Source organism: Mycoplana rhizolycopersici (assembly GCF_013378445.1).
Classification (GTDB): Bacteria; Pseudomonadota; Alphaproteobacteria; order Rhizobiales; family Rhizobiaceae; genus Mycoplana; species Mycoplana rhizolycopersici.
The window spans coordinates 31,494-50,208 of record NZ_JABXYK010000009.1 but is presented as its reverse complement, the minus strand read 5'-3'; the positions used below and the strand labels follow the sequence as shown (position 1 = coordinate 50,208).

The window sequence follows — 18,715 nt, the reverse complement described above, 5'->3', positions numbered from 1 at the left end:
CAAAGGGGATCGGCAGGATGGTGTACCTGATCGGGCCGGATTGCAATCAGGATCTGTAAAGGCGGCCATACGCCACACCCGAGCGACTGCGGCTTCAGGTGGCGGTCGCTACTGGCCCCACCCGCTTGTAGAACAGCGTCGTGCCGCAGAAGCTGCCGTCCGGGTAGAGCGCATAATCCGGAATGACGCCGACCCATTCCCATCCGAGCTTGCGGTAGACGGTTTCGGCGGGACTGCCTGTCGCCGTGTCGAGGACGAGCACGCTCTTGCCGCATTGCGCCGCCTTTTGCTCGGCGCGCTCCATCAGTTGCCGTGCGATGCCGCGGCCGCGTGCCGCTTCCTTGACCAGCAGCTTCTTGACGTCGGCGCGGTGGCCCTGGTTCGGCATCTGCTGCATGCCGACCTGCACGGTGCCGACGATGACGCCGTCGAGCTCGGCGACGAAAAGCAGAACCGAGCCGTCGGCGACACCTTTGGCGACGCCCTCCCAGAAGGGTAGCGCATCTGCCCTGCCGTAGGGCGCCATGAAGCCAACCGACGCGCCGCCCATGACGCAGTCGACGAGGACATCGGCGAGTTCCGCAATCCGGGCCTTCGTCTCGTCGTGATCGAGCAACCTGATGATGTGCATGTTTTCTCTTTTCTTCAGTTGCGTCCGCGGTCGAGGACGACGGCATAATGTGCCGCCGCATCGCCGGTATTGTGAAAGATGTGACCCTCGGAGATGCTCATATAGAGGCAGTCGCCAGGCTCCAGGCGGTAGGTGACGTTCGCCACGGTCATCTCCAGTACGCCAGAGAACAGCCAGACGTGCTGGCTCATGCCGGCCTTGCCGGTCTCCGGGGGGTAGGCAACCCTCGCGCCGGCCGGGAGCTCCACCTCGACAACGTCGATCCTCGAGGCGGTCTGCGGCGGCGATATGGCGCGACGCTCGTAACCCGTCTCCGGGTCTCGCCAGATCGGTTGCTCGGCGCGTCGGGCGAGCGGGCCTTTCTCGTCGCGTTCGGAGGCGAAGAAGGTGGAAAGGGTGACGTCGAGCGCGGCGCAGAGCCGCGACAGCAGCTGCGCCGTCGGGCTCGCTTCCCCACGTTCGATGCGCGAAATCATCGCCCGGCTGACGCCGGATCGATTTGAAAGTTCGTCCAGCGTCAGGCCGCGCCCGCCGCGCAACGCCTTCAAACGCTCGGCAATGACGATGTCTATGTGGTCTGTCTCATTTTCCATCATAGTAGATATGCTCGACAATATAATGGAGTCAAGCGTCTCGCGATTTCAGGAAATATTTTCCTTTGTGCCGCTAAGACGACAACGCGTCCGGCTGGCGGCAGCTATGGTGGCGGTGGTCGCGGGGAAGGGGCTTCTGAACATGCAGGCGAGCAAGGCAAAGAGCGCGTCGCTCCTGTCGATCATGGCGATCGTCTTTTCGATGTGCGGTGTCGCGATCGGCAACGGCATCATGTTCGCCTACGTCCCCTTCGTCCTGTCGAAGACCGGAGACGCCGGTTGGGCGCCCGGCGCAGCCGTGACAGCGATCGCCTTCGGCGGCCTTCTTGGCTGCGTGCTCGCTGGCCCGCTCATCCGTCGGGTGGGTCATGCACGCGCCTTTTCCTGCTCTCTGGCGCTCGTCATCCTGTCCGCAGTGCTGATCAGCCTTGGCGTCCATCCGATCGTCTGGATCGTCGCGCGCGGGCTGTACGGGACGGCCGGCAACATCAACTTCATCATTGCGCAAAGCTGGCTCAACCACGCCAGCGAAAACAGCTGGCGCGGCAAGGCCATGTCGTTTTTCTACATGGCCTACGTCATATTCCTGGGGCTCGGCGCGTGGCTGTTCGGACAGATACCGGCCGGCGGAAACATCGCCCCCATCGCAACGATCTTCTTCACCGCGGTGGCGCTCCTGCCGATCGGGCTGACCCGCCTTGCCAATCCGCCGCCGCCCGCCAAGGCCAGCCCCGACATAAGGAAGGCATGGCGCAATTCGCCGGTCGCCTTCGTCGGCGTTCTCGCCGCCGGCGGGTTGTCGATGGTCGTGCAGGGCTTCACGCCTATCTATGCCGCCGCCAACGACGTCAGCCAGCAGGATATCGCCGCGCTGATGTTCGGCATGCAGTTCGGGCTGTTCTTTGTCCAGTATCCGCTCGGCATGCTCTCGGACCGCCTCGACAGGCGGATCGTCCTGATCGTCACCTGCCTGCTGATCACGTCGGCCGCCGTGGCCGCGCTCGGGGTTTCCTTCTCCAACCTGATCCTGCTGGTCGTGGTGTTTGCGATTTGGGCAGGTGCGGTGGAGAGCGTCTATTCGATCGCCAATGCGCACGCCAACGATCGCGCCGATCCGGCGGACTTCGTGCCGCTGGCCTCTACGCTCCTGGTTGCGTGGTCCGTCTCGGCTACGCTCGTGCCGCTGCTGGTGACGATGCTGACGCCCGTTCTGGGCGAGCAGACGTTCATCTATGCCGCCATGGCCGTTGCGATCGCCTACGGCGTCTTCGTGCTGACCCGCCTGCGCAAGCGCGAGACCGTGCCTGTCGAGGAACGGGAGGGGTTCGAGCTGAAGAGCGCGCAGGTTCCGAATGCGGGTGCTCTCGTGGAAGGGACACCGGAGCCGGCGGCGAAGCTGCACGCGGCGGCCGACAAACGATAGCGCGAATTCAGTCGTCAGAGGCATCCGGCGCCGCGTGTGCGGCGCCGTTGGGCTTGAGCAGGCTCAGCCGGCAACCTGGGCGATCCAGTCGTTGAGGCTGTAGTAGTTGGTGACACGGCTCACCTTGTCGCCCTTCATTTCGAAGAAGGCGCCGGCCGGCAGCTTGTAGGTCTGGCCCTTGGCCTCCGGCAGGCCCTCGTCGGTCGCGAGATAGGCGCCATTGACGACGAATTCCGCCGCGCCCCGGCTGCCGTCCTCGCTGGTCATGATCACCATGTCGGTGAGCTCTTCCTTGTAGCAGCGGTTCATGTGGGCCATGAACGTCGCGAAAGCCGCCTTGCCGACCTGGCGTTCGCCTTGGTTGATGTCGTGCACCACGTTTTCGTCGAGCAGCGCCAGAAAGGCCTCCATGTCCTGGCGGTTGAAGGCATCGTAGTAGGCGCGGATGATCTCGGCGGCTTTCATGAATTCTCTCCTTGAGCGGGCATGCTTGCTGAACTGGACGGTCGATGTATAACCAAGCCGGCGTCACGTGGAAATGCTGAATGACCCTTGAAATCAAATCGTTTTCGGGTGCCGGAGCGGCGCCTTATTTTGACGATCTCGCGCGGCTGAGGATCTCCGTCTTCAGGGATTTTCCCTATCTTTACGACGGCGATCTCGCCTATGAGCGAACATATCTGGCCACATATGCGAAATCCGAGGGATCGGTCTTCGTTCTCGCCTTCGACGGCGATAGCGTGGTGGGGGCTGCGACCGGAACGCCGATGGCGGCGGAAACCGGGGAGGTGCAGGCGCCATTCGTCGCCTCCGGCCGTGATCCCGGCGACTATTTCTACTTCGGCGAAAGCGTCCTCCTGTCGGGATATCGCGGCCGCGGCGTCGGTGTGAAATTCTTCGAGGGCCGCGAGGCGCAGGCGAAAAAGTTGGGGCTGATGCTCTGCACCTTCTGTGCGGTCGAGCGGCCCGCCGACCATCCGCGCCGGCCCGCTGACTACGTTCCGCTCAACGGCTTCTGGCGGAACCGCGGCTACCGCCATCACCCGGAACTGCGCACGACATTCACCTGGCGCGACCTCGACGAGAGGCAGGAAAGTCCCAAGCCGCTGTCCTTCTGGATCCGCGACCTTGGCGACAATGGCTGATGCCTGAGCCTGCGAGAGCGAATAGCCTGAAAATACGGCGAACGACCGGTTAATTTACCGCTATGCGGGCGCAAGGCGCGCTGCTATATGGCGGCCATGAGCACCAATTCGTCGACGCCCCTTGACCATATCCGCAACTTCTCGATCGTGGCCCACATCGACCACGGAAAATCGACGCTGGCCGACCGGCTGATCCAGTCGACGGGCGGCCTCGCGGATCGGGAAATGTCCGAGCAGGTGCTCGACAACATGGAGATCGAGCGCGAGCGCGGCATCACCATCAAGGCCCAGACGGTGCGCCTGCACTACAAGGCCAATGACGGCGAGACCTATGTGCTGAACCTGATCGATACGCCCGGCCACGTCGACTTCGCCTATGAGGTCTCCCGTTCGCTGTCGGCCTGCGAGGGCTCGCTGCTGGTCGTCGACGCCTCCCAGGGCGTGGAAGCCCAGACGCTCGCCAACGTCTACCAGGCGATCGATAACAACCACGAACTCGTCACCGTCCTCAACAAGATCGACCTGCCGGCCGCCGAACCCGAGCGCATCAAGGACCAGATCGAGGAGGTCATCGGCATCGATGCTTCGGAGGCCGTGCTGATTTCGGCCAAGACCGGCCTCGGCATCCCCGACGTCCTCGAGGCGATCGTCCACAAGCTGCCGCCGCCGAAGAGCGAGGGTGGCGAAAAGGCACCGCTGAAGGCGCTGCTCGTCGACAGCTGGTACGATACCTATCTCGGTGTCATGGTGCTGGTGCGTATCATCGAAGGCCGTCTCTCCAAGGGGCAGACGGTCCGCATGATGGGCACGGACGCGAAATACACCGTCGAGCGCGTTGGCGTGTTGACGCCGAAGATGGTGGCTATGGATAGCCTCGGCCCGGGCGAGATCGGCTTCATCACCGCGTCCATCAAGGAAGTGGCCGATACCCGCGTCGGCGACACCATCACCGAGGACAAGCGCCCGACGGCAAAGGCCTTGCCGGGCTTCAAGCCGGCCCAGCCGGTGGTCTTCTGCGGCCTGTTCCCGGTCGATGCGGCCGATTTCGAGGACCTGCGCTCGGCGATGGGCAAGCTGCGCCTCAACGATGCTTCGTTCTCCTTCGAAATGGAAAGCTCGGCAGCGCTCGGCTTCGGCTTCCGCTGCGGCTTCCTCGGCCTTCTGCATCTGGAGATCATCCAGGAACGGCTGGAGCGCGAATTCGACCTCGACCTGATCGCGACGGCGCCCTCGGTCGTCTACAAGCTGTTCATGACCGATGGTTCGGAGCGCGAACTGCACAATCCGGCCGACATGCCGGACGTCGTCAAGATCTCGGAGATCCACGAGCCGTGGATCCGTGCGACGATCCTGACGCCCGACGATTATCTCGGCGGCATCCTGAAGCTGTGCCAGGATCGGCGCGGTATCCAGATCGAGCTGACCTATGTCGGCACGCGCGCGATGATCACATACGATCTGCCGCTCAACGAGGTCGTCTTCGACTTCTACGACCGGCTGAAGTCGATCTCCAAGGGCTATGCCTCCTTCGACTACCAGATCACCGACCACAAGGAAGGCAATCTGGTGAAGATGTCGATCCTGGTGAACGGCGAGCCGGTCGATGCGCTCTCCATGATGGTGCACCGCATGGCGGCGGAAAAGCGCGGCCGCGAGATGTGCGAGAAGCTGAAGGAGTTGATCCCGAAGCACATGTTCAAGATCCCGATCCAGGCCGCGATCGGCGGCAACGTGATCGCCCGCGAAACCATTTCGGCGCTGCGCAAGGACGTGACCGCCAAGTGCTACGGCGGCGACGCCACCCGCAAGCGAAAGCTGCTTGAAAAGCAGAAGGCCGGCAAGAAGCGCATGCGGCAGTTCGGCAAGGTCGAAATCCCGCAGGAGGCTTTCATCGCCGCGCTCAAGATGGGCGACGAGTGAGGGGCTGCGAGATCCTTCGCAGGTCGTAAACGCGGGGAGCCATAGCTGCTCGCCTGCTGCCCTTGATGCTTCTGGTCAGGGCGGGGCCGGGCAGCCGCCATACATCGGTTGCGGGTTTCTGCCCGCTTTCGACCCATTGCCGTTGTGGGCATGTCGTATAGTTTCAGCATCCTGTTTCTTCAAACGGGCCACTTCAGTCTTGATCGGTATTCGAGAACGCCTCGTCCTATATGCTCTTCTGACGTCTCTGACCTCGCTCAGCATTGATGCGCTACTGCCGGGGCTTCGGGATATCGGTGCGCAAGTCACGCCTGCTCCGCCGCTCTCCACGCAGCACATCATATCCCTCTTCATCTTCGGCATGGCATTCGGCGAACTGCTACTGGGCCCCTTGTCCGATGCGATTGGACGAAAAACGGCGCTGCTGCTGGGCCTTGGGATCTACGTCGCGGGGACTATCGTTGCCGGTCTGGCGGGGTCGATGGAGATGGTCCTGCTCGGCCGGATCCTTCAGGGCGTAGGCGTGGCCGGCCCGAAGATTGCGACACGAGCCATGATACGCGATCAGTTCGAAGGCGATGCCATGGCTCGCATCATGTCCTTCATGTTCACCCTCTTCATTCTGGTGCCCATGCTTGCTCCGAGCCTGGCTCAAGGTCTCATTTTCCTTGGTGGCTGGCGCAGTGTTTTTGTGGCCTACCTCGCAATCGCGGGACTTCTGGGCCTATGGCTGATGGTTCGGCAGCCGGAGACTCTACCTGTCGCAAGACGCGTTCCGTTTCGACCCACACTCCTGTTCTCTAACGTCTGCCGCATCCTCGCCAATCGCCGTGTAGCCCTCCTGATCGTGGCGACCGGATTGGTGTTCGGTGCACAGCTCCTTTATCTCAGTACCGCGGCCGATCTCTTCTTTGACGCATACGGCATCAAGGAAACATTTCCCTTCTATTTCGCGCTGTTGGCTACGGGGATGGGGCTTGCGTCGTTCTTCAATGCCAAGCTCGTTCAACGCTTCGGCATGGAGGCAATGGCGCGTGCCGCCTTCATGGGGTTGGCATCAACCGCTCTTCTGATGATGCTGACATCCATTGGCTATGGTGACCGCCTGCCATTCGCAGTGTTGATGACGTTCCTGTACGCGGCGTTCTTTGCCATCGGCGTGCTGTTCGGCAATCTGAATGCCATGGCTATGCAATCGCTCGGGGATGTTGCCGGCTTTGGCGCATCTCTGATCGCGTCAGGATCAAGCCTTGTGGCAACCCTGTTCGCCGTCGGTCTGGGCACGCTCTATGACGGAACGGCCGTGAGCCTCTCGGTGGGCTTTTTCATCGCGGGCTTTTGTTCGCTTGTCATTGCAGAAGTGGCGATCCGCAGCGATGCGTCACCGATAAGCGCCGTTCGATAGCCCGACTTCCGGCTGACGGCCATCTTCGCCGAGCTGCCGATGCAAGCAGTTGGCGCAAAGCGACCTTTCAGATAAGCGCCGCTTCCACCTTACTCCGTACCCTCCTTCATCTCCTTGTACCGCGCCTCGAACTCATGCCGCAGTGCCCGGCGTCCCTCGGCGGCCTTCGCGCGGCGCTGCTTGCTCTCCGTGTCGAGGACAAGCGCCGGCACCGCGGTCGGCTTGCCGTCGGCGTCGACGGCGACCATGGTGAAATAGCAGGAATTGGTATGGCGGCGCTCGCCGGTGCGGATGTTCTCCGCCTCGACCCTTATGCCGATCTCCATCGAAGTGCGGCCGGCAAAGTTGACCGAGGCGCTGAGGGTGACGAGTTCGCCGACATGGATCGCCTGGCGAAACACCACCTGGTCGACCGAAAGCGTCACTGCATATTGCTGGGAGAAGCGCGAGGCGCAGGAATAGGCCACCCGGTCGAGCAGGTTCAATAGCGCCCCGCCATGCACCTTGCCGGAAAAATTCGCCATATCCGGCGTCATCAACACCACCATCTCGAGCTGGCTTGGGTCATGGGCGCGGTCCATGCGCGGTCCTTTCAGAAACGGGGTATGACAGCCGATCCGCGGACCGGGCGCCCAAGCCTACAGCCCGCCCGCCGCGAGGAGAAGCGTGGCCTTGACCATTCCTGGGATTCGTTGGCGTTGATTACCGATGTTGACGCCCGATGCGCAGAGCCGCTTAACAGCACCCTGCCGCGACCGGACAGGAAGCGCTGCTGCCAACTCGCCTGTGTGAGGCAGTTATCCGGCTAAGAAATGCGCTGGAGCTTTGGATCGTTCTCTGACGCGCCGTCGCGGCCATCGCTTGCCGAAGCGTCGCGTCCGGTGCCTCAGACGTTGCGGCGCCGCCCTTCCAGAAGGTCCAGCACCGAGTTGGCCGCTTCGATGACATTCGTGCCGGGGCCGAACACCGCGGCCACGCCGTGGTCATGCAGATACTGGTAGTCCTGCCGCGGGATGACGCCGCCGCAGACGACGATCACCTCGCCGCCGCCCTTCTTCTTCAGGTCTTCCACCAGTTGCGGCAGCAACGTTTTGTGGCCGGCGGCCAATGAGGAGACGCCGACGACGTTGACCCGCTCCGATAGCGCCATGTCGGCGGCCTCTTCCGGCGTCTGGAACAGCGGACCGGCAAGCACGTCGAAGCCGATGTCGCCGAAGGCCGATGCGATCACCTTTGCGCCGCGATCGTGACCGTCCTGGCCGAGCTTGGCGACCATGATCTTCGGCTTGCGGCCGAGCTTGTCCTCGACGCCCGACATGCGCGATTTGAGAATCTGCAGTTCCGGTTCGCCGCGATAGGCCTCGCCGTAGACGTCCTTGATAACCTCCGGCGTCGCCGCATGGTCGCCGAAAGCCTGGCGCATGGCGTCCGAAATCTCGCCGACGGTGGCGCGTTCGCGTGCCGCCTCGACGGCGGCCGCCAGCAGGTTGCCCTGGCCGGAGCGTGCCACCTCGGCGAGCCCGTCCAGCGCCGCCTTGACCTTCTCGCCGTCCCGCCGGCGTTTCGTCTCCTCGATGCGTCGGATCTGGGCAGCGCGCACGGCACTGTTGTCGATCTCGAGGATGTCGATCGGCTGCTCGTTCTCGAGCCGATACTTGTTGACGCCGACGATGACCTCTTCGCCCTTGTCGACCGCCGCCTGCCGGCGCGCCGCCGCTTCCTCGATCAGCCGCTTCGGCAGGCCGTCGTTCACTGCCTTCGTCATGCCCCCGAGCGCCTCGACTTCCCCGATCAGCGCCCAGGCCTTCTCTGCCAGCTCGTTCGTGAGGCTCTCGACATAATAGGAGCCGGCAAGCGGATCGACGACCTTGGTGACACCCGTCTCGTGCTGGAGGATCAGCTGGGTGTTGCGGGCGATGCGGGCGGAGAACTCCGTCGGCAGCGCGATCGCCTCATCGAAGGAATTGGTGTGCAGCGACTGCGTGCCGCCAAGGGCGGCCGACATCGCCTCGAAGGCGGTGCGGACGATGTTGTTGTAGGGGTCCTGCTCCTGCAGGGACACGCCCGACGTCTGGCAGTGCGTGCGCAGCATCAGCGAGGATGCCTTCTTCGGCTCGAACTCCCCCATGATCCGCGTCCACAAGAGGCGCGCTGCGCGCAGCTTCGCCGCCTCCATGAAGAAGTTCATGCCGATGGCGAAGAAGAAGGAGAGGCGGCCGGCAAAGTCGTCGACGTTCAGCCCCTTGGCGAGTGCCGCGCGCACATATTCGCGCCCGTCGGCCAGCGTGAACGCCAGTTCCTGGACGAGCGTCGCGCCCGCTTCCTGCATGTGGTAGCCGGAGATCGAGATGGAGTTGAACTTCGGCATCTCCTTCGCCGTATATTCGATGATGTCGGCGACGATCCGCATCGAGGGCTCGGGCGGGTAGATATAGGTGTTGCGAACCATGAACTCCTTGAGGATGTCGTTCTGGATGGTCCCCGAAAGCGCTGCACGCGGAACGCCCTGTTCCTCGCCGGCGACGATGAAGTTCGCAAGGATCGGGATCACGGCGCCGTTCATCGTCATCGAAACGGACATCTGGTCGAGCGGGATGCCATCGAACAGGATCTTCATGTCCTCGACGGAATCGATCGCGACGCCCGCCTTGCCGACGTCGCCGAGCACACGGGGATGGTCGCTGTCATAGCCACGGTGGGTGGCAAGGTCGAAGGCAACCGAAAGTCCCTTCTGCCCGGCGGCAAGGTTCTTGCGGTAGAAGGCGTTGGACTCCTCCGCCGTCGAGAAGCCGGCATACTGCCGGATCGTCCACGGCCGCCCGGCATACATCGTCGCCCGCGGGCCGCGCACGAATGGCGCGATGCCGGGCAGCGAAGAGAGGTGGTCGACACCCTGAAGATCCTCCGCCGTGTAGAGCGGCTTGACGTCGATCCCCTCCGGCGTGTGCCAGGTCAGGGTTTCCGGCGAGGCCTTCAGTTCGCGCTCGGCGAGCGCCTGCCAGTCCTTGATCGTCTTCTCGGCCATCGTTCCACTCCGATTCCATTCTCTCTGCCGGCTGGCGTCTTCCGGTGTCTGACCCTCATCCCCCTGCCGGGACCTTCTCCCCGCAAGCGGGGCGAAGGAGGCCTGCTGTATCGGCAGCGCCTCTCCCTCTGCCGCCGGAGGTATCCGAGTCCCCTCTCCCTGCTTGCGGGGAGAGGGCTAGGGTGAGGGGGCAAGTCCGCCTTGCGCGTGGTTGAGGGGCGATCCCGCACCGGGGCCCCAGGCATTGTACGCCCTTATTCGAACTCCATGATGACCTCGTCGACGGCCAGACCGGCGCCGACGGGCACCGCCACGCGTTTGACCACCGCTTTTCTCTCGGCGCGCAGGATGTTCTCCATTTTCATCGCCTCGATCGTGGCGAGTGCCTGTCCCGCTTCCACCGTGTCACCTTCGGCAACCGCAATCGCGGTGATCAGCCCCGGCATCGGGCAGAGCAGCATCTTCGAAGTGTCGGGCGGCAGCTTGACCGGCATCAGCTTCGCCAGCTCGGCGACGCGCGGTTCGCGGACCCGGGCGATGACGTCGATGCCGCGCCAGCGCAGCCGCAGCGAATAACCGATCTTGTCGACTTTCACGCCCATCGGCATCTCGTCGACGAAGAAGGTCGCATGCGTCTGGCCCGGCAGCCAGTCGCTGTGGATAGAAGCCGTCCCGCCGTCCGCAAAGGTGATCCGGGACGCGTCACCCTCCTGGGCGAAGGTGACAGCGATAGCCTCGCTGCCGAGCGCCACCACCCATTCCCTGCCGACGACACGGCGATGGTTGCCGATCGTGCCGGAGATCTTTGTCGCCCGCCTCTGCAGGCGGTCGTTGATGAGGGTCGCGACCGCTGCCATCCCTCGCGCTGCGGCTGTATCCGGCGCCAGCCCGTGGAAACCGTCCGGAAATTCCTCCGTGATGAAGGCGGTCGTCAGGCGGCCCTCGCGAAACCGGCCGTTCTGCATCACCGCCGACAGGAAGGGCAGGTTGTGGCCGATGCCCTCGACCTCGAAGTCATCGAGAGCCCGGCCCATCGCCTCGATCGCCGCCGTCCGGTCGGGCCCCCAGCTGCAGAGCTTGGCGACCATGGGGTCGTAATACATCGAGATTTCGCCGCCCTCGTAGACGCCGGTGTCGTTGCGCACGATCGTGCCGTCCTCATGCGCGCCTTCCGCCGGCGGACGGTAGCGCGTCAGCCGGCCGATCGACGGCAGGAAGTTGCGATAGGGATCTTCGGCATAGAGCCGGCTTTCGATCGCCCAGCCGTTCAGCTTGACGTCCGCTTGGCCGAAGGCGAGCTTCTCGTCTGCTGCGATGCGGATCATCTGCTCGACCAGGTCGATATCGGTGATCAGCTCGGTGACGGGATGCTCCACCTGCAGCCGCGTGTTCATCTCGAGGAAGTAGAAATTGCGGTTCCCGTCGACGATGAATTCAACCGTGCCGGCAGAATGATAGCCGACGGCCTTTGCGAGAGCCACGGCCTGGTCACCCATCGCCTTGCGGGTGGCTTGGTCGAGGAAGGGGGACGGCGCCTCTTCGATCACCTTCTGGTTCCGCCGCTGGATCGAGCATTCGCGCTCGCCAAGATAGAGCGTGTTGCCGTGCTTGTCGCCCAGCACCTGGATCTCGATGTGTCGGGGCTGGGTGACGAACTTCTCGATGAAGATGCGGTCGTCGCCGAACGAGTTCTTCGCCTCGTTTTTCGAGGACTGGAACCCTTCGCGTGCTTCGGTGTCGTTCCAGGCGATCCGCATGCCCTTGCCGCCACCGCCGGCGGACGCCTTGATCATCACGGGATAACCGATCTTGGCCGCAATCCTCACCGCCTCGTCGGCATCCTCGATCAGCCCCATATGGCCGGGCACGGTGGAAACGCCGGCCTCGGCTGCGATCTTCTTCGAGGTGATCTTGTCGCCCATCGCCTCGATTGCGCCCACCGGCGGGCCGATGAAGGCGACGCCCTCTTTCTCCAGCGCTGCGGCAAAAGCGGCGTTCTCGGACAGGAAGCCGTAGCCGGGGTGAACCGCGTCGGCGCCGGTTTGCCGGATCGCGTCGAGGATCCTGTCGATGACGATATAGGACTGGTTCGACGGTGCCGGACCGATATGCACCGCCTCGTCGGCCATCTGCACATGCAGCGCCTCGCGGTCGGCGTCCGAATAGACGGCGACGGTGGCAATGCCCATCTTGCGGGCGGTCTTGATGACCCGGCAGGCGATCTCGCCACGATTGGCAATGAGGATTTTCTTGATCGCCAAGGCTAGATCTCCATTACATCTTCAAATGATTCCGGGAAGGAGGCACGGGCCGCCTTCTCGTCGATGACCAGCATTGCCTCATAGGAGGTGGGGTCGAAATCCTTTTCCGCGGCCACGACCTCGCGTCCGAAGAGCAGGTTGAGCCGGGCCGCATCGAGATTGCCACGCTCGAAAGGTTCCGGTCCGAAATGGTGCCAGAGCGCATGCAGGAAGGCCGCATCGATCTTGTGCTCGGCCGAGCCCGGCCGGGCGCGACGGGGCAGCGCCTTGATCGGCGTCACGCCTTTCGGATTGGCACGTCGGATGGTGAACTGGACGCCCGTGCCCGGCATTCCGGAGGGGAAGCCACGGTGTTTTGTCATGTCGGGAAGATTGGCCATGATTCTTGTCTTCCCTCACAACGGAATGGTGTCGTGCTTGCGCCAGCGCGCGTCCACCTGCTTGCCCCTGAGCGAGGCGAAGGCGCGGGCGATCCGCTTGCGGGAGGAATGCGGCATGATCACCTCGTCGATGAAGCCGCGCTCGGCGGCGACGAAGGGATTGGCGAACCGCTCCTCGTATTCCCGCGTGCGCGCTGCGATCTTCTCCGTGTCGCCCAGTTCCGAGCGGTAGAGGATCTCCGTCGCGCCCTTCGCGCCCATCACCGCGATTTCGGCTGTCGGCCAAGCATAGTTGACATCGGCGCCGATGTGCTTGGACGCCATCACGTCATAGGCCCCGCCATAGGCCTTGCGGGTGATCAGCGTCACCATCGGTACGGTCGCCTGGCTGTAGGCGAACAAAAGCTTGGCGCCGTGCTTGATCACCCCGCCATATTCCTGCGCAACGCCTGGCAGGAAGCCTGGCACGTCGACCAGCGTCAGGATCGGAATGTTGAAGGCATCGCAGAAGCGCACGAACTTCGCAGCCTTGCGCGAACTGTCGATGTCGAGGCAGCCGGCCAGCACCATGGGCTGGTTGGCGACGACGCCGACCGTCTGGCCCTCGAGCCGGATGTAGCCGGTGATGATGTTCTTCGCAAAATTCTCCTGCAGCTCGAAGAAGTCGCCTTCGTCGGCAATCGCCAGGATCAGCTCCTTCATGTCGTAGGGCTTGCTGGAGCTGTCGGGGATCAGCGTATCGAGCCGTGCCTCCAGCCGCGCCGGGTCGTCGTGGAAGGGACGCAACGGCGGCTTGTCGCGGTTGTTCAGCGGCAGGAAATCGAACAGCAGCCGCACATGCTCCAGCGTCTCGATGTCGTTCTCGTAGGCGCCGTCGGCGACGGAGGACTTCTTCGTGTGGGTGCCGGCGCCACCCAGTTCCTCGGCGGTGACGATCTCGTTTGTCACCGTCTTGACCACGTCCGGCCCGGTGACGAACATGTAGGAGCTGTCCCGCACCATGAAGATGAAGTCGGTCATGGCAGGCGAATAGACCGCCCCACCCGCGCAGGGCCCCATGATGACGGAGATCTGCGGGATGACACCGGAGGCCTCGGCATTGCGGCGGAACACCTCGGCATAGCCGGCAAGCGAGGCGACGCCTTCCTGGATGCGGGCGCCGCCCGAGTCGTTCAGCCCGATCACCGGCGCGCCGTTGCGTACAGCCATGTCCATGATCTTGCAAATCTTCTGCGCATGCGTCTCTGACAGCGAGCCGCCGAGCACGGTGAAATCCTGAGAGAAGACGTAGACCTGCCGGCCGTTGATCGTACCCCAGCCGGTGACGACGCCGTCGCCGGCGATCTTCTGGCCCGCCATGCCGAAGTCGACCGCTCGGTGGGTTACGTACATGTCGTATTCTTCGAACGAGCCTGCATCGAGCAGGACCTCCAGCCGCTCGCGCGCGGTCAGCTTGCCCTTGCCGTGCTGGGCGTCGATCCGCTTCTGCCCGCCGCCGAGATAGGCCTCGTCGCGTCGAGCCTGTAACTGCTCCAGTATCGGGCGCATTCTCACTCCCTGTGAAATCGGTTTGTGCGCCCATTATGCCGATATTGCCTTGCGGAAAACAATTGAACGGGTGCGAAAGCGGAAATATAAAATAGCAATATTGAAAATGCGAATTTGCAAATTCGGTAGGCGTCATGGCGATAGGCAAACTCTTCATCGGCCGCAAGGTCCGCGATCTCAGGCAGGCGAGCGGCATCACGCAGGGCCAGTTTGCCGAGCGGATCGGCATCTCTACCAGCTACCTGAACCAGATCGAGAACAACCAGCGTCCTGTCTCCGCTGCTGTGCTGCTGGCGCTGGCCGACAAGTTTCGGCTGGACATCGCCGAACTGTCTGTCGGCGAGAACGACCGCCTGATGTCGGCGTTGTCGGAGGCGCTGACCGATCCGCTGTTTGCGACCTATTCGCCGAGCCTGCAGGAGCTGAAGCTCGTCACCCAGAACGCACCAGGGCTGGCGCATGCGCTGATCGCCTGTCATCAGGCCTACCGGCGCAACAGCGAAAGGCTCGCGAGCTTCGACGCCACGCTTGGCCGCGCCGGCGGGCCCGCCGAAATGACGCCCTACGAAGAAGTGCGCGACTTCTTTCATTTCGTCGACAACTACATCCATGAGCTCGACGTCCTTGCCGAACGGTTGGCTGTGGATCTCGGCATCGGTCGCGGCGACAACCAGGCTGTCTTGACCGAGCATCTGGAGCGCAGGTTCGCAGTGCGCGTTGCCCGCGGGGCTGCCGACGACGACGCCATTCGGCGCTATGATCCGCAGGCCCGCGTCCTGACGCTTAATCCCTATGCCGCCGCCTCGACGCGCGATTTCCAGCTGGCGCTGCAGATCGCCCAGCTGCAGGCCGCAAGCGAGATCGACGCCGTGGCGCAAGGGGCGGGGTTCCGCTCGGAGGAGGCGCTGGAGATCTGCCGCATGGGGCTGGAGAACTACGTCGCGGGCGCCCTGCTTTTGCCCTATGGCGCGTTCCTGCAGGCTGCACAGGATCTGCGCCACGACCTGGAACTGCTCGCCGCCCGTTTCGGCGCCTCGATCGAACAGGTCTGCCACCGCCTCAGCACGCTGCAACGTCCCGGATTGAAGGGTGTGCCGATCTTCTTCGCCCGCATCGACCGGGCAGGCAACATCACCAAGCGCCACAGCGCAGCCAAGTTCCAGTTCGCCCGCTTCGGCGCTGCCTGTCCGCTCTGGAACGCCCACGAGGCGTTCGAGCGGCCCGGCCGGATCCTGCGCCAACTGGCGGAGACGCCGGACGGCGTGCGCTATCTCTGTCTGGCCACCCATGCCTCGAAGGGCAGCGGTGGCTTTCGTGCCGCCCGGCCCGAATTTGCGCTGGCGCTCGGCTGCGAGATCTCCTACGCGCCCGCCTTCGTCTATGCCGACGACCTCGATATGGAGAATGCCGGAGCCTTTGCCCCGATCGGCATCTCCTGCCGCATCTGCGAGCGTGCCGACTGTGCCAGCCGCGCCGTCCCGCCCTTCAAGCGCAGGCTGCACGTGGATCACAACGTGCGCCGGATCGTGCCTTACGGGTTGGAGGGATGAGCGCGTCAAAGCAGTCGGCTTGGGCGACGCATGATTGACGCAAATGACCGTTGTGATATTGCCGCTGTGACGAGTATCGCACCGCTGCGAAGACGCGCTGGAGAAACAAAATCATGCGATGGGGCTTGCCCAAAAAGGTCGAGAAAGAGGGCAAAAGCCAGCCGGTCGTGATCCCGACGCACGATAGCATCGATGAACTCCTGCGGGCAGGCTTTGGCTCATGCGGCCACTATTTCTTGCATGATAACGAACGGAAGAAATACATCCTGGTTTTCTTCAACGGCGCAATGAACCGCCAGTTTCACTCGGAAACGCCGCTATTCAACCGTTGGTCATGGGGCCGGCGGTGCAAGTATCCCGTCGTCTGTGTCAGCGATCCCGCGGTCGCGCCTTCGACCGGCCTGCATATCGACTGGTATCTCGGTCGCCGGGATGAATGGACCTTGGAGAGGGTCTGGACCCAGCTCCATTACATCAGGTCAGTGATCGCCCCCGAGGCAAAGTTCATTGTCATGGGCTCGTCTGGAGGCGGCTTCGCCGCCCTGCAATCTACGATGATGGGCCACGCCAAGGAATGCTACTGTATCAATCCCCAGATCGAGTTGTGGCGCTTTCAAAACCAGCCCCGTTACTTTGCCTCGCTCCGCAAATACAATGGTGACAATTCCGGCCAGATCCCGCCGGAAGATTTGCACCGATTCTCCGTGATCGAGGCAGGCAGGAGCCGTGCCCATCGCGGGTCGACGATATTCTATGCGCAGAACAACGCGGATGTGTCCCACTACCGTGATCATTTCCTGCCGTTCATGACGGAGTTTTCCGCCAAGCCGCACAACCGAACTCGGAAGATTCATCACATTTCTTTCAGGGACACCACGCTGAAGCACATGCCGCCAAGCTATGAGCAGACGCTCAAGATCTTCGGTCAGCCGTTTAAGCGGTTGATGAAGTAGCCGGGCAACATGTTTCGATCGGCGTCTTGTGCCGAGTGGCGTTTCGGGCCGGCGCCGATTGTAGTTATGCGGAAGCGTAAATCATGACCAAAAAAGAAAAACCCCGGATGTCCGGGGTTTCTTTAAGACGTTGTGAAACGTCTTCACAATGGAATGGTGCCCAGAAGAGGACTCGAACCTCCACACCCTTTCGAGTACCAGCACCTGAAGCTGGCGCGTCTACCAATTCCGCCATCTGGGCGACGGACGCGGATGTACGGGGAGCCGCCGCCGGTGTCAACTGGCTTTTTGAAGTTTTTGCAACGACATGCGATTTTCCCTCGGCTTCTCCACGGCCGGTCGTTACGCCCGACGACCGGCGGCCCACTGGCGGATCAGATCGAGGCCGTCCTCGAGCAGGCTCTGGGCGGCACGCTCATCTCCGGCTTCCACATAGCAGCGCATTTCGGGCGCATTGCCGGAGGGGCGGAAATGGATGATGCGGCCGTCTTCGAGCGTCACGCGCAGCCCGTCGATGTCGCTCGTCATCGCCGGCGTTCCGAGCGGTGCCAGGAACGCGGCCAGCGCCTGCGGGCCTGAGCGAAGCTCCGCCATCAGCGCCGCACTCGTTTCCACGGGAAAGTTCTCGAGCCGGTCGGCGGCGGCGGCCGGCAGGCCGAAATCAGGGGCGATGGCCGACAGCGGCTGATCGCGTTCGACTGCCAGGGCCAGAACGGCAAGCGCCGGCAGGAAGCTGTCGCGGGTTGGAAGTGCGGAGAGCGTGCGGCCATTGGCAGTGCAGGTCGTGCCCGTCAGCGTACCTCCATTGGCCTCGAAACCAACCACGGCCTTCGCACCGGCCGCGACGGCCTCATCCATGGCCGCGATCACGAAGGGCGAACCGACGCGCGTGCGCCGGACCTCGAAGGTCCCTGAGGCTTCGATGCCGGAATTGGAGGTGACGGGCGTTGCCACAACGTCGGCGCCGAGGAAGTTCGCGGTGATCAGGCCAAGCAGGTCGCCTCGCAGCGGCGTGCCGGTTTCGTCGGCTACGAGCGGACGGTCGCCGTCGCCGTCCGCAGAGACGATCGCGTCGAGAGCGTGCTCGCTGGACCAGCGCTGCAGCATCTCGATCGTATCCGGCGAGACGGCCTCCGTATCGACCGGGATGAATTCCTGCGAGCGTCCGAGCGGCACGCAGTCGGCGCCGAAGGCCGAAAGCACGGTGACGAACAGGTCCCGCGCGACCGTGCTGTGCTGGTAGATGCCGATACGCTTGCCATCAAGTGCGCCGGAGGCCAGCAGGCCGTCATAGCGCTTCAGGAACAGGGTTTCGGCATCGGCGGAGCCATCGGGTGCGACCGCCGGTTCAGCATCCGGCACCTCGCCGGCGCTGGACATGGCAGCGGCCATCTGCGTGATCGCCGCTTCGTCATCCTTGCCGATTTCGCCGTCCGGCCGGTAGAACTTGATGCCGTTGCGGTCGGCGGGAATGTGGGAGCCGGTGACCATCAGGCTGGCGGCCCCTTTTTTCAGGCCGAAGAGCGCCAGCGCCGGTGTCGGGACGGTGCCGCAATCGAGAGGCGCCAGACCGGCCCGGCGCAGGGCGCCGGCTGCGATCGCAGCGATTGCCGGGCTGGACGGCCGGAAGTCGCGGCCGATCAGCACCGTATCGCCCGCCTTGGCGAGACCGGCTTCCAAAAGGTAGCGTGCAAAGGCGGTGGCGTAGAGTGCTGCCGGTGGGCCCTCCAGTTCCGTCGAAAGGCCGCGCAGCCCGCTGGTGCCGAATTTCAGACTCATCTCATGCTCCAAGTTGTAGTATGCTGGTCTCCGCCCGCATTTCATGCCCGATTTTTTCCGGCTTGTCCCACCCTTCGATTCCGAAGGCCAGGGGCTCTGGAG

The 18,715-nt window shown here is 63.3% G+C and carries 15 protein-coding genes and 1 tRNA gene; 6 read left to right on the top strand and 10 right to left on the bottom strand.

The window, feature by feature from the left end; translation table 11 throughout:
• Nucleotides 1-94: 94 nt before the first annotated feature.
• Together HV823_RS15510 and HV823_RS15505 are read right to left on the bottom strand one after the other, a co-directional pair.
• Nucleotides 95-631 (bottom strand): GNAT family N-acetyltransferase, encoded by a 537-nt coding sequence (locus HV823_RS15510; RefSeq protein WP_176950640.1) that lies wholly within the window; start codon nucleotides 629-631, stop codon nucleotides 95-97.
• A gap of 14 nt (nucleotides 632-645) precedes the next feature.
• A complete protein-coding gene (locus tag HV823_RS15505; RefSeq protein WP_176950639.1) occupies nucleotides 646-1,227 on the bottom strand; it encodes a helix-turn-helix domain-containing protein in 582 nt (193 codons plus the stop codon).
• A gap of 103 nt (nucleotides 1,228-1,330) precedes the next feature.
• On the opposite strand from HV823_RS15505, the gene HV823_RS15500 reads away from it, so the two are divergent.
• Nucleotides 1,331-2,647: an MFS transporter gene (locus HV823_RS15500; protein WP_246301484.1), complete on the top strand. Its 1,317-nt coding sequence runs from the start codon at nucleotides 1,331-1,333 to the stop codon at nucleotides 2,645-2,647.
• 63 nt (nucleotides 2,648-2,710) lie between these two features.
• On the opposite strand, the gene HV823_RS15495 is transcribed toward HV823_RS15500, so the two are convergent.
• Nucleotides 2,711-3,112 carry a ketosteroid isomerase-related protein gene (locus HV823_RS15495; protein ID WP_176950638.1) on the bottom strand — a complete coding sequence of 134 codons (402 nt, stop codon included), beginning with the start codon at nucleotides 3,110-3,112 and terminating at the stop codon, nucleotides 2,711-2,713.
• Nucleotides 3,113-3,192: 80 nt separating this feature from the next.
• Between HV823_RS15495 and HV823_RS15490 the strand changes: the two genes are divergently transcribed.
• From HV823_RS15490 to HV823_RS15480, 3 genes are all read left to right on the top strand, one after another.
• Nucleotides 3,193-3,792, top strand: coding sequence for a GNAT family N-acetyltransferase (locus HV823_RS15490; RefSeq protein ID WP_176950637.1), 600 nt, complete (start codon nucleotides 3,193-3,195; stop codon nucleotides 3,790-3,792).
• A gap of 87 nt (nucleotides 3,793-3,879) precedes the next feature.
• Complete coding sequence (lepA, locus tag HV823_RS15485) at nucleotides 3,880-5,712, top strand: translation elongation factor 4 (RefSeq protein ID WP_176950636.1); 1,833 nt, start codon at nucleotides 3,880-3,882, stop codon at nucleotides 5,710-5,712.
• Between the two features lie 199 nt (nucleotides 5,713-5,911).
• Nucleotides 5,912-7,117: an MFS transporter gene (locus HV823_RS15480; RefSeq protein ID WP_176950635.1), complete on the top strand. Its 1,206-nt coding sequence runs from the start codon at nucleotides 5,912-5,914 to the stop codon at nucleotides 7,115-7,117.
• 89 nt (nucleotides 7,118-7,206) lie between these two features.
• Here the strand turns inward: HV823_RS15480 and HV823_RS15475 are convergent, their stop codons facing one another.
• The 5 genes from HV823_RS15475 to HV823_RS15455 form a co-directional block, all read right to left on the bottom strand.
• Nucleotides 7,207-7,698 carry an acyl-CoA thioesterase gene (locus tag HV823_RS15475; RefSeq protein WP_176950634.1) on the bottom strand — a complete coding sequence of 164 codons (492 nt, stop codon included), beginning with the start codon at nucleotides 7,696-7,698 and terminating at the stop codon, nucleotides 7,207-7,209.
• Nucleotides 7,699-8,003: 305 nt separating this feature from the next.
• Nucleotides 8,004-10,142, bottom strand: coding sequence for a methylmalonyl-CoA mutase (gene scpA, locus HV823_RS15470; RefSeq protein ID WP_176950633.1), 2,139 nt, complete (start codon nucleotides 10,140-10,142; stop codon nucleotides 8,004-8,006).
• A 254-nt stretch (nucleotides 10,143-10,396) separates the two neighbouring features.
• Complete coding sequence (locus HV823_RS15465) at nucleotides 10,397-12,403, bottom strand: acetyl-CoA carboxylase biotin carboxylase subunit (protein ID WP_176950632.1); 2,007 nt, start codon at nucleotides 12,401-12,403, stop codon at nucleotides 10,397-10,399.
• 2 nt (nucleotides 12,404-12,405) lie between these two features.
• Entirely contained in the window at nucleotides 12,406-12,783 is a 378-nt protein-coding gene (locus tag HV823_RS15460; protein ID WP_176950631.1) for a hypothetical protein, read from the bottom strand.
• Between the two features lie 15 nt (nucleotides 12,784-12,798).
• Complete coding sequence (locus HV823_RS15455) at nucleotides 12,799-14,331, bottom strand: acyl-CoA carboxylase subunit beta (RefSeq protein WP_176950630.1); 1,533 nt, start codon at nucleotides 14,329-14,331, stop codon at nucleotides 12,799-12,801.
• 134 nt (nucleotides 14,332-14,465) lie between these two features.
• Here HV823_RS15455 and HV823_RS15450 point away from each other — a divergent pair, with 134 nt between their 5' ends.
• Together HV823_RS15450 and HV823_RS15445 are read left to right on the top strand one after the other, a co-directional pair.
• Nucleotides 14,466-15,881, top strand: a complete 1,416-nt coding sequence (locus tag HV823_RS15450) for a helix-turn-helix domain-containing protein (RefSeq protein WP_176950629.1) — start codon at nucleotides 14,466-14,468, stop codon at nucleotides 15,879-15,881.
• Between the two features lie 113 nt (nucleotides 15,882-15,994).
• Nucleotides 15,995-16,834, top strand: a complete 840-nt coding sequence (locus HV823_RS15445) for a hypothetical protein (RefSeq protein WP_176950628.1) — start codon at nucleotides 15,995-15,997, stop codon at nucleotides 16,832-16,834.
• A 154-nt stretch (nucleotides 16,835-16,988) separates the two neighbouring features.
• On the opposite strand, the gene HV823_RS15440 is transcribed toward HV823_RS15445, so the two are convergent.
• Both HV823_RS15440 and HV823_RS15435 read right to left on the bottom strand, forming a co-directional pair.
• Nucleotides 16,989-17,075, bottom strand: a tRNA-Leu gene (locus HV823_RS15440).
• Between the two features lie 101 nt (nucleotides 17,076-17,176).
• Nucleotides 17,177-18,613 (bottom strand): phosphohexomutase domain-containing protein, encoded by a 1,437-nt coding sequence (locus HV823_RS15435; RefSeq protein WP_176950627.1) that lies wholly within the window; start codon nucleotides 18,611-18,613, stop codon nucleotides 17,177-17,179.
• Nucleotides 18,614-18,715 lie beyond the last annotated feature (102 nt).

Coding starts and splice junctions, on each gene's coding strand:
- HV823_RS15500 (WP_246301484.1), top strand. CDS start 1,331: ATGGTGGCGGTGGTCGCGGGGAAGGGGCTTCTGAACATGCAGGCGAGC.
- scpA (WP_176950633.1), bottom strand. CDS start 10,142: ATGGCCGAGAAGACGATCAAGGACTGGCAGGCGCTCGCCGAGCGCGAA.
- lepA (WP_176950636.1), top strand. CDS start 3,880: ATGGCGGCCATGAGCACCAATTCGTCGACGCCCCTTGACCATATCCGC.
- HV823_RS15495 (WP_176950638.1), bottom strand. CDS start 3,112: ATGAAAGCCGCCGAGATCATCCGCGCCTACTACGATGCCTTCAACCGC.
- HV823_RS15450 (WP_176950629.1), top strand. CDS start 14,466: ATGGCGATAGGCAAACTCTTCATCGGCCGCAAGGTCCGCGATCTCAGG.
- HV823_RS15510 (WP_176950640.1), bottom strand. CDS start 631: ATGCACATCATCAGGTTGCTCGATCACGACGAGACGAAGGCCCGGATT.
- HV823_RS15460 (WP_176950631.1), bottom strand. CDS start 12,783: ATGGCCAATCTTCCCGACATGACAAAACACCGTGGCTTCCCCTCCGGA.
- HV823_RS15455 (WP_176950630.1), bottom strand. CDS start 14,331: ATGCGCCCGATACTGGAGCAGTTACAGGCTCGACGCGACGAGGCCTAT.
- HV823_RS15435 (WP_176950627.1), bottom strand. CDS start 18,613: ATGAGTCTGAAATTCGGCACCAGCGGGCTGCGCGGCCTTTCGACGGAA.
- HV823_RS15490 (WP_176950637.1), top strand. CDS start 3,193: ATGACCCTTGAAATCAAATCGTTTTCGGGTGCCGGAGCGGCGCCTTAT.
- HV823_RS15505 (WP_176950639.1), bottom strand. CDS start 1,227: ATGATGGAAAATGAGACAGACCACATAGACATCGTCATTGCCGAGCGT.
- HV823_RS15475 (WP_176950634.1), bottom strand. CDS start 7,698: ATGGACCGCGCCCATGACCCAAGCCAGCTCGAGATGGTGGTGTTGATG.
- HV823_RS15445 (WP_176950628.1), top strand. CDS start 15,995: ATGCGATGGGGCTTGCCCAAAAAGGTCGAGAAAGAGGGCAAAAGCCAG.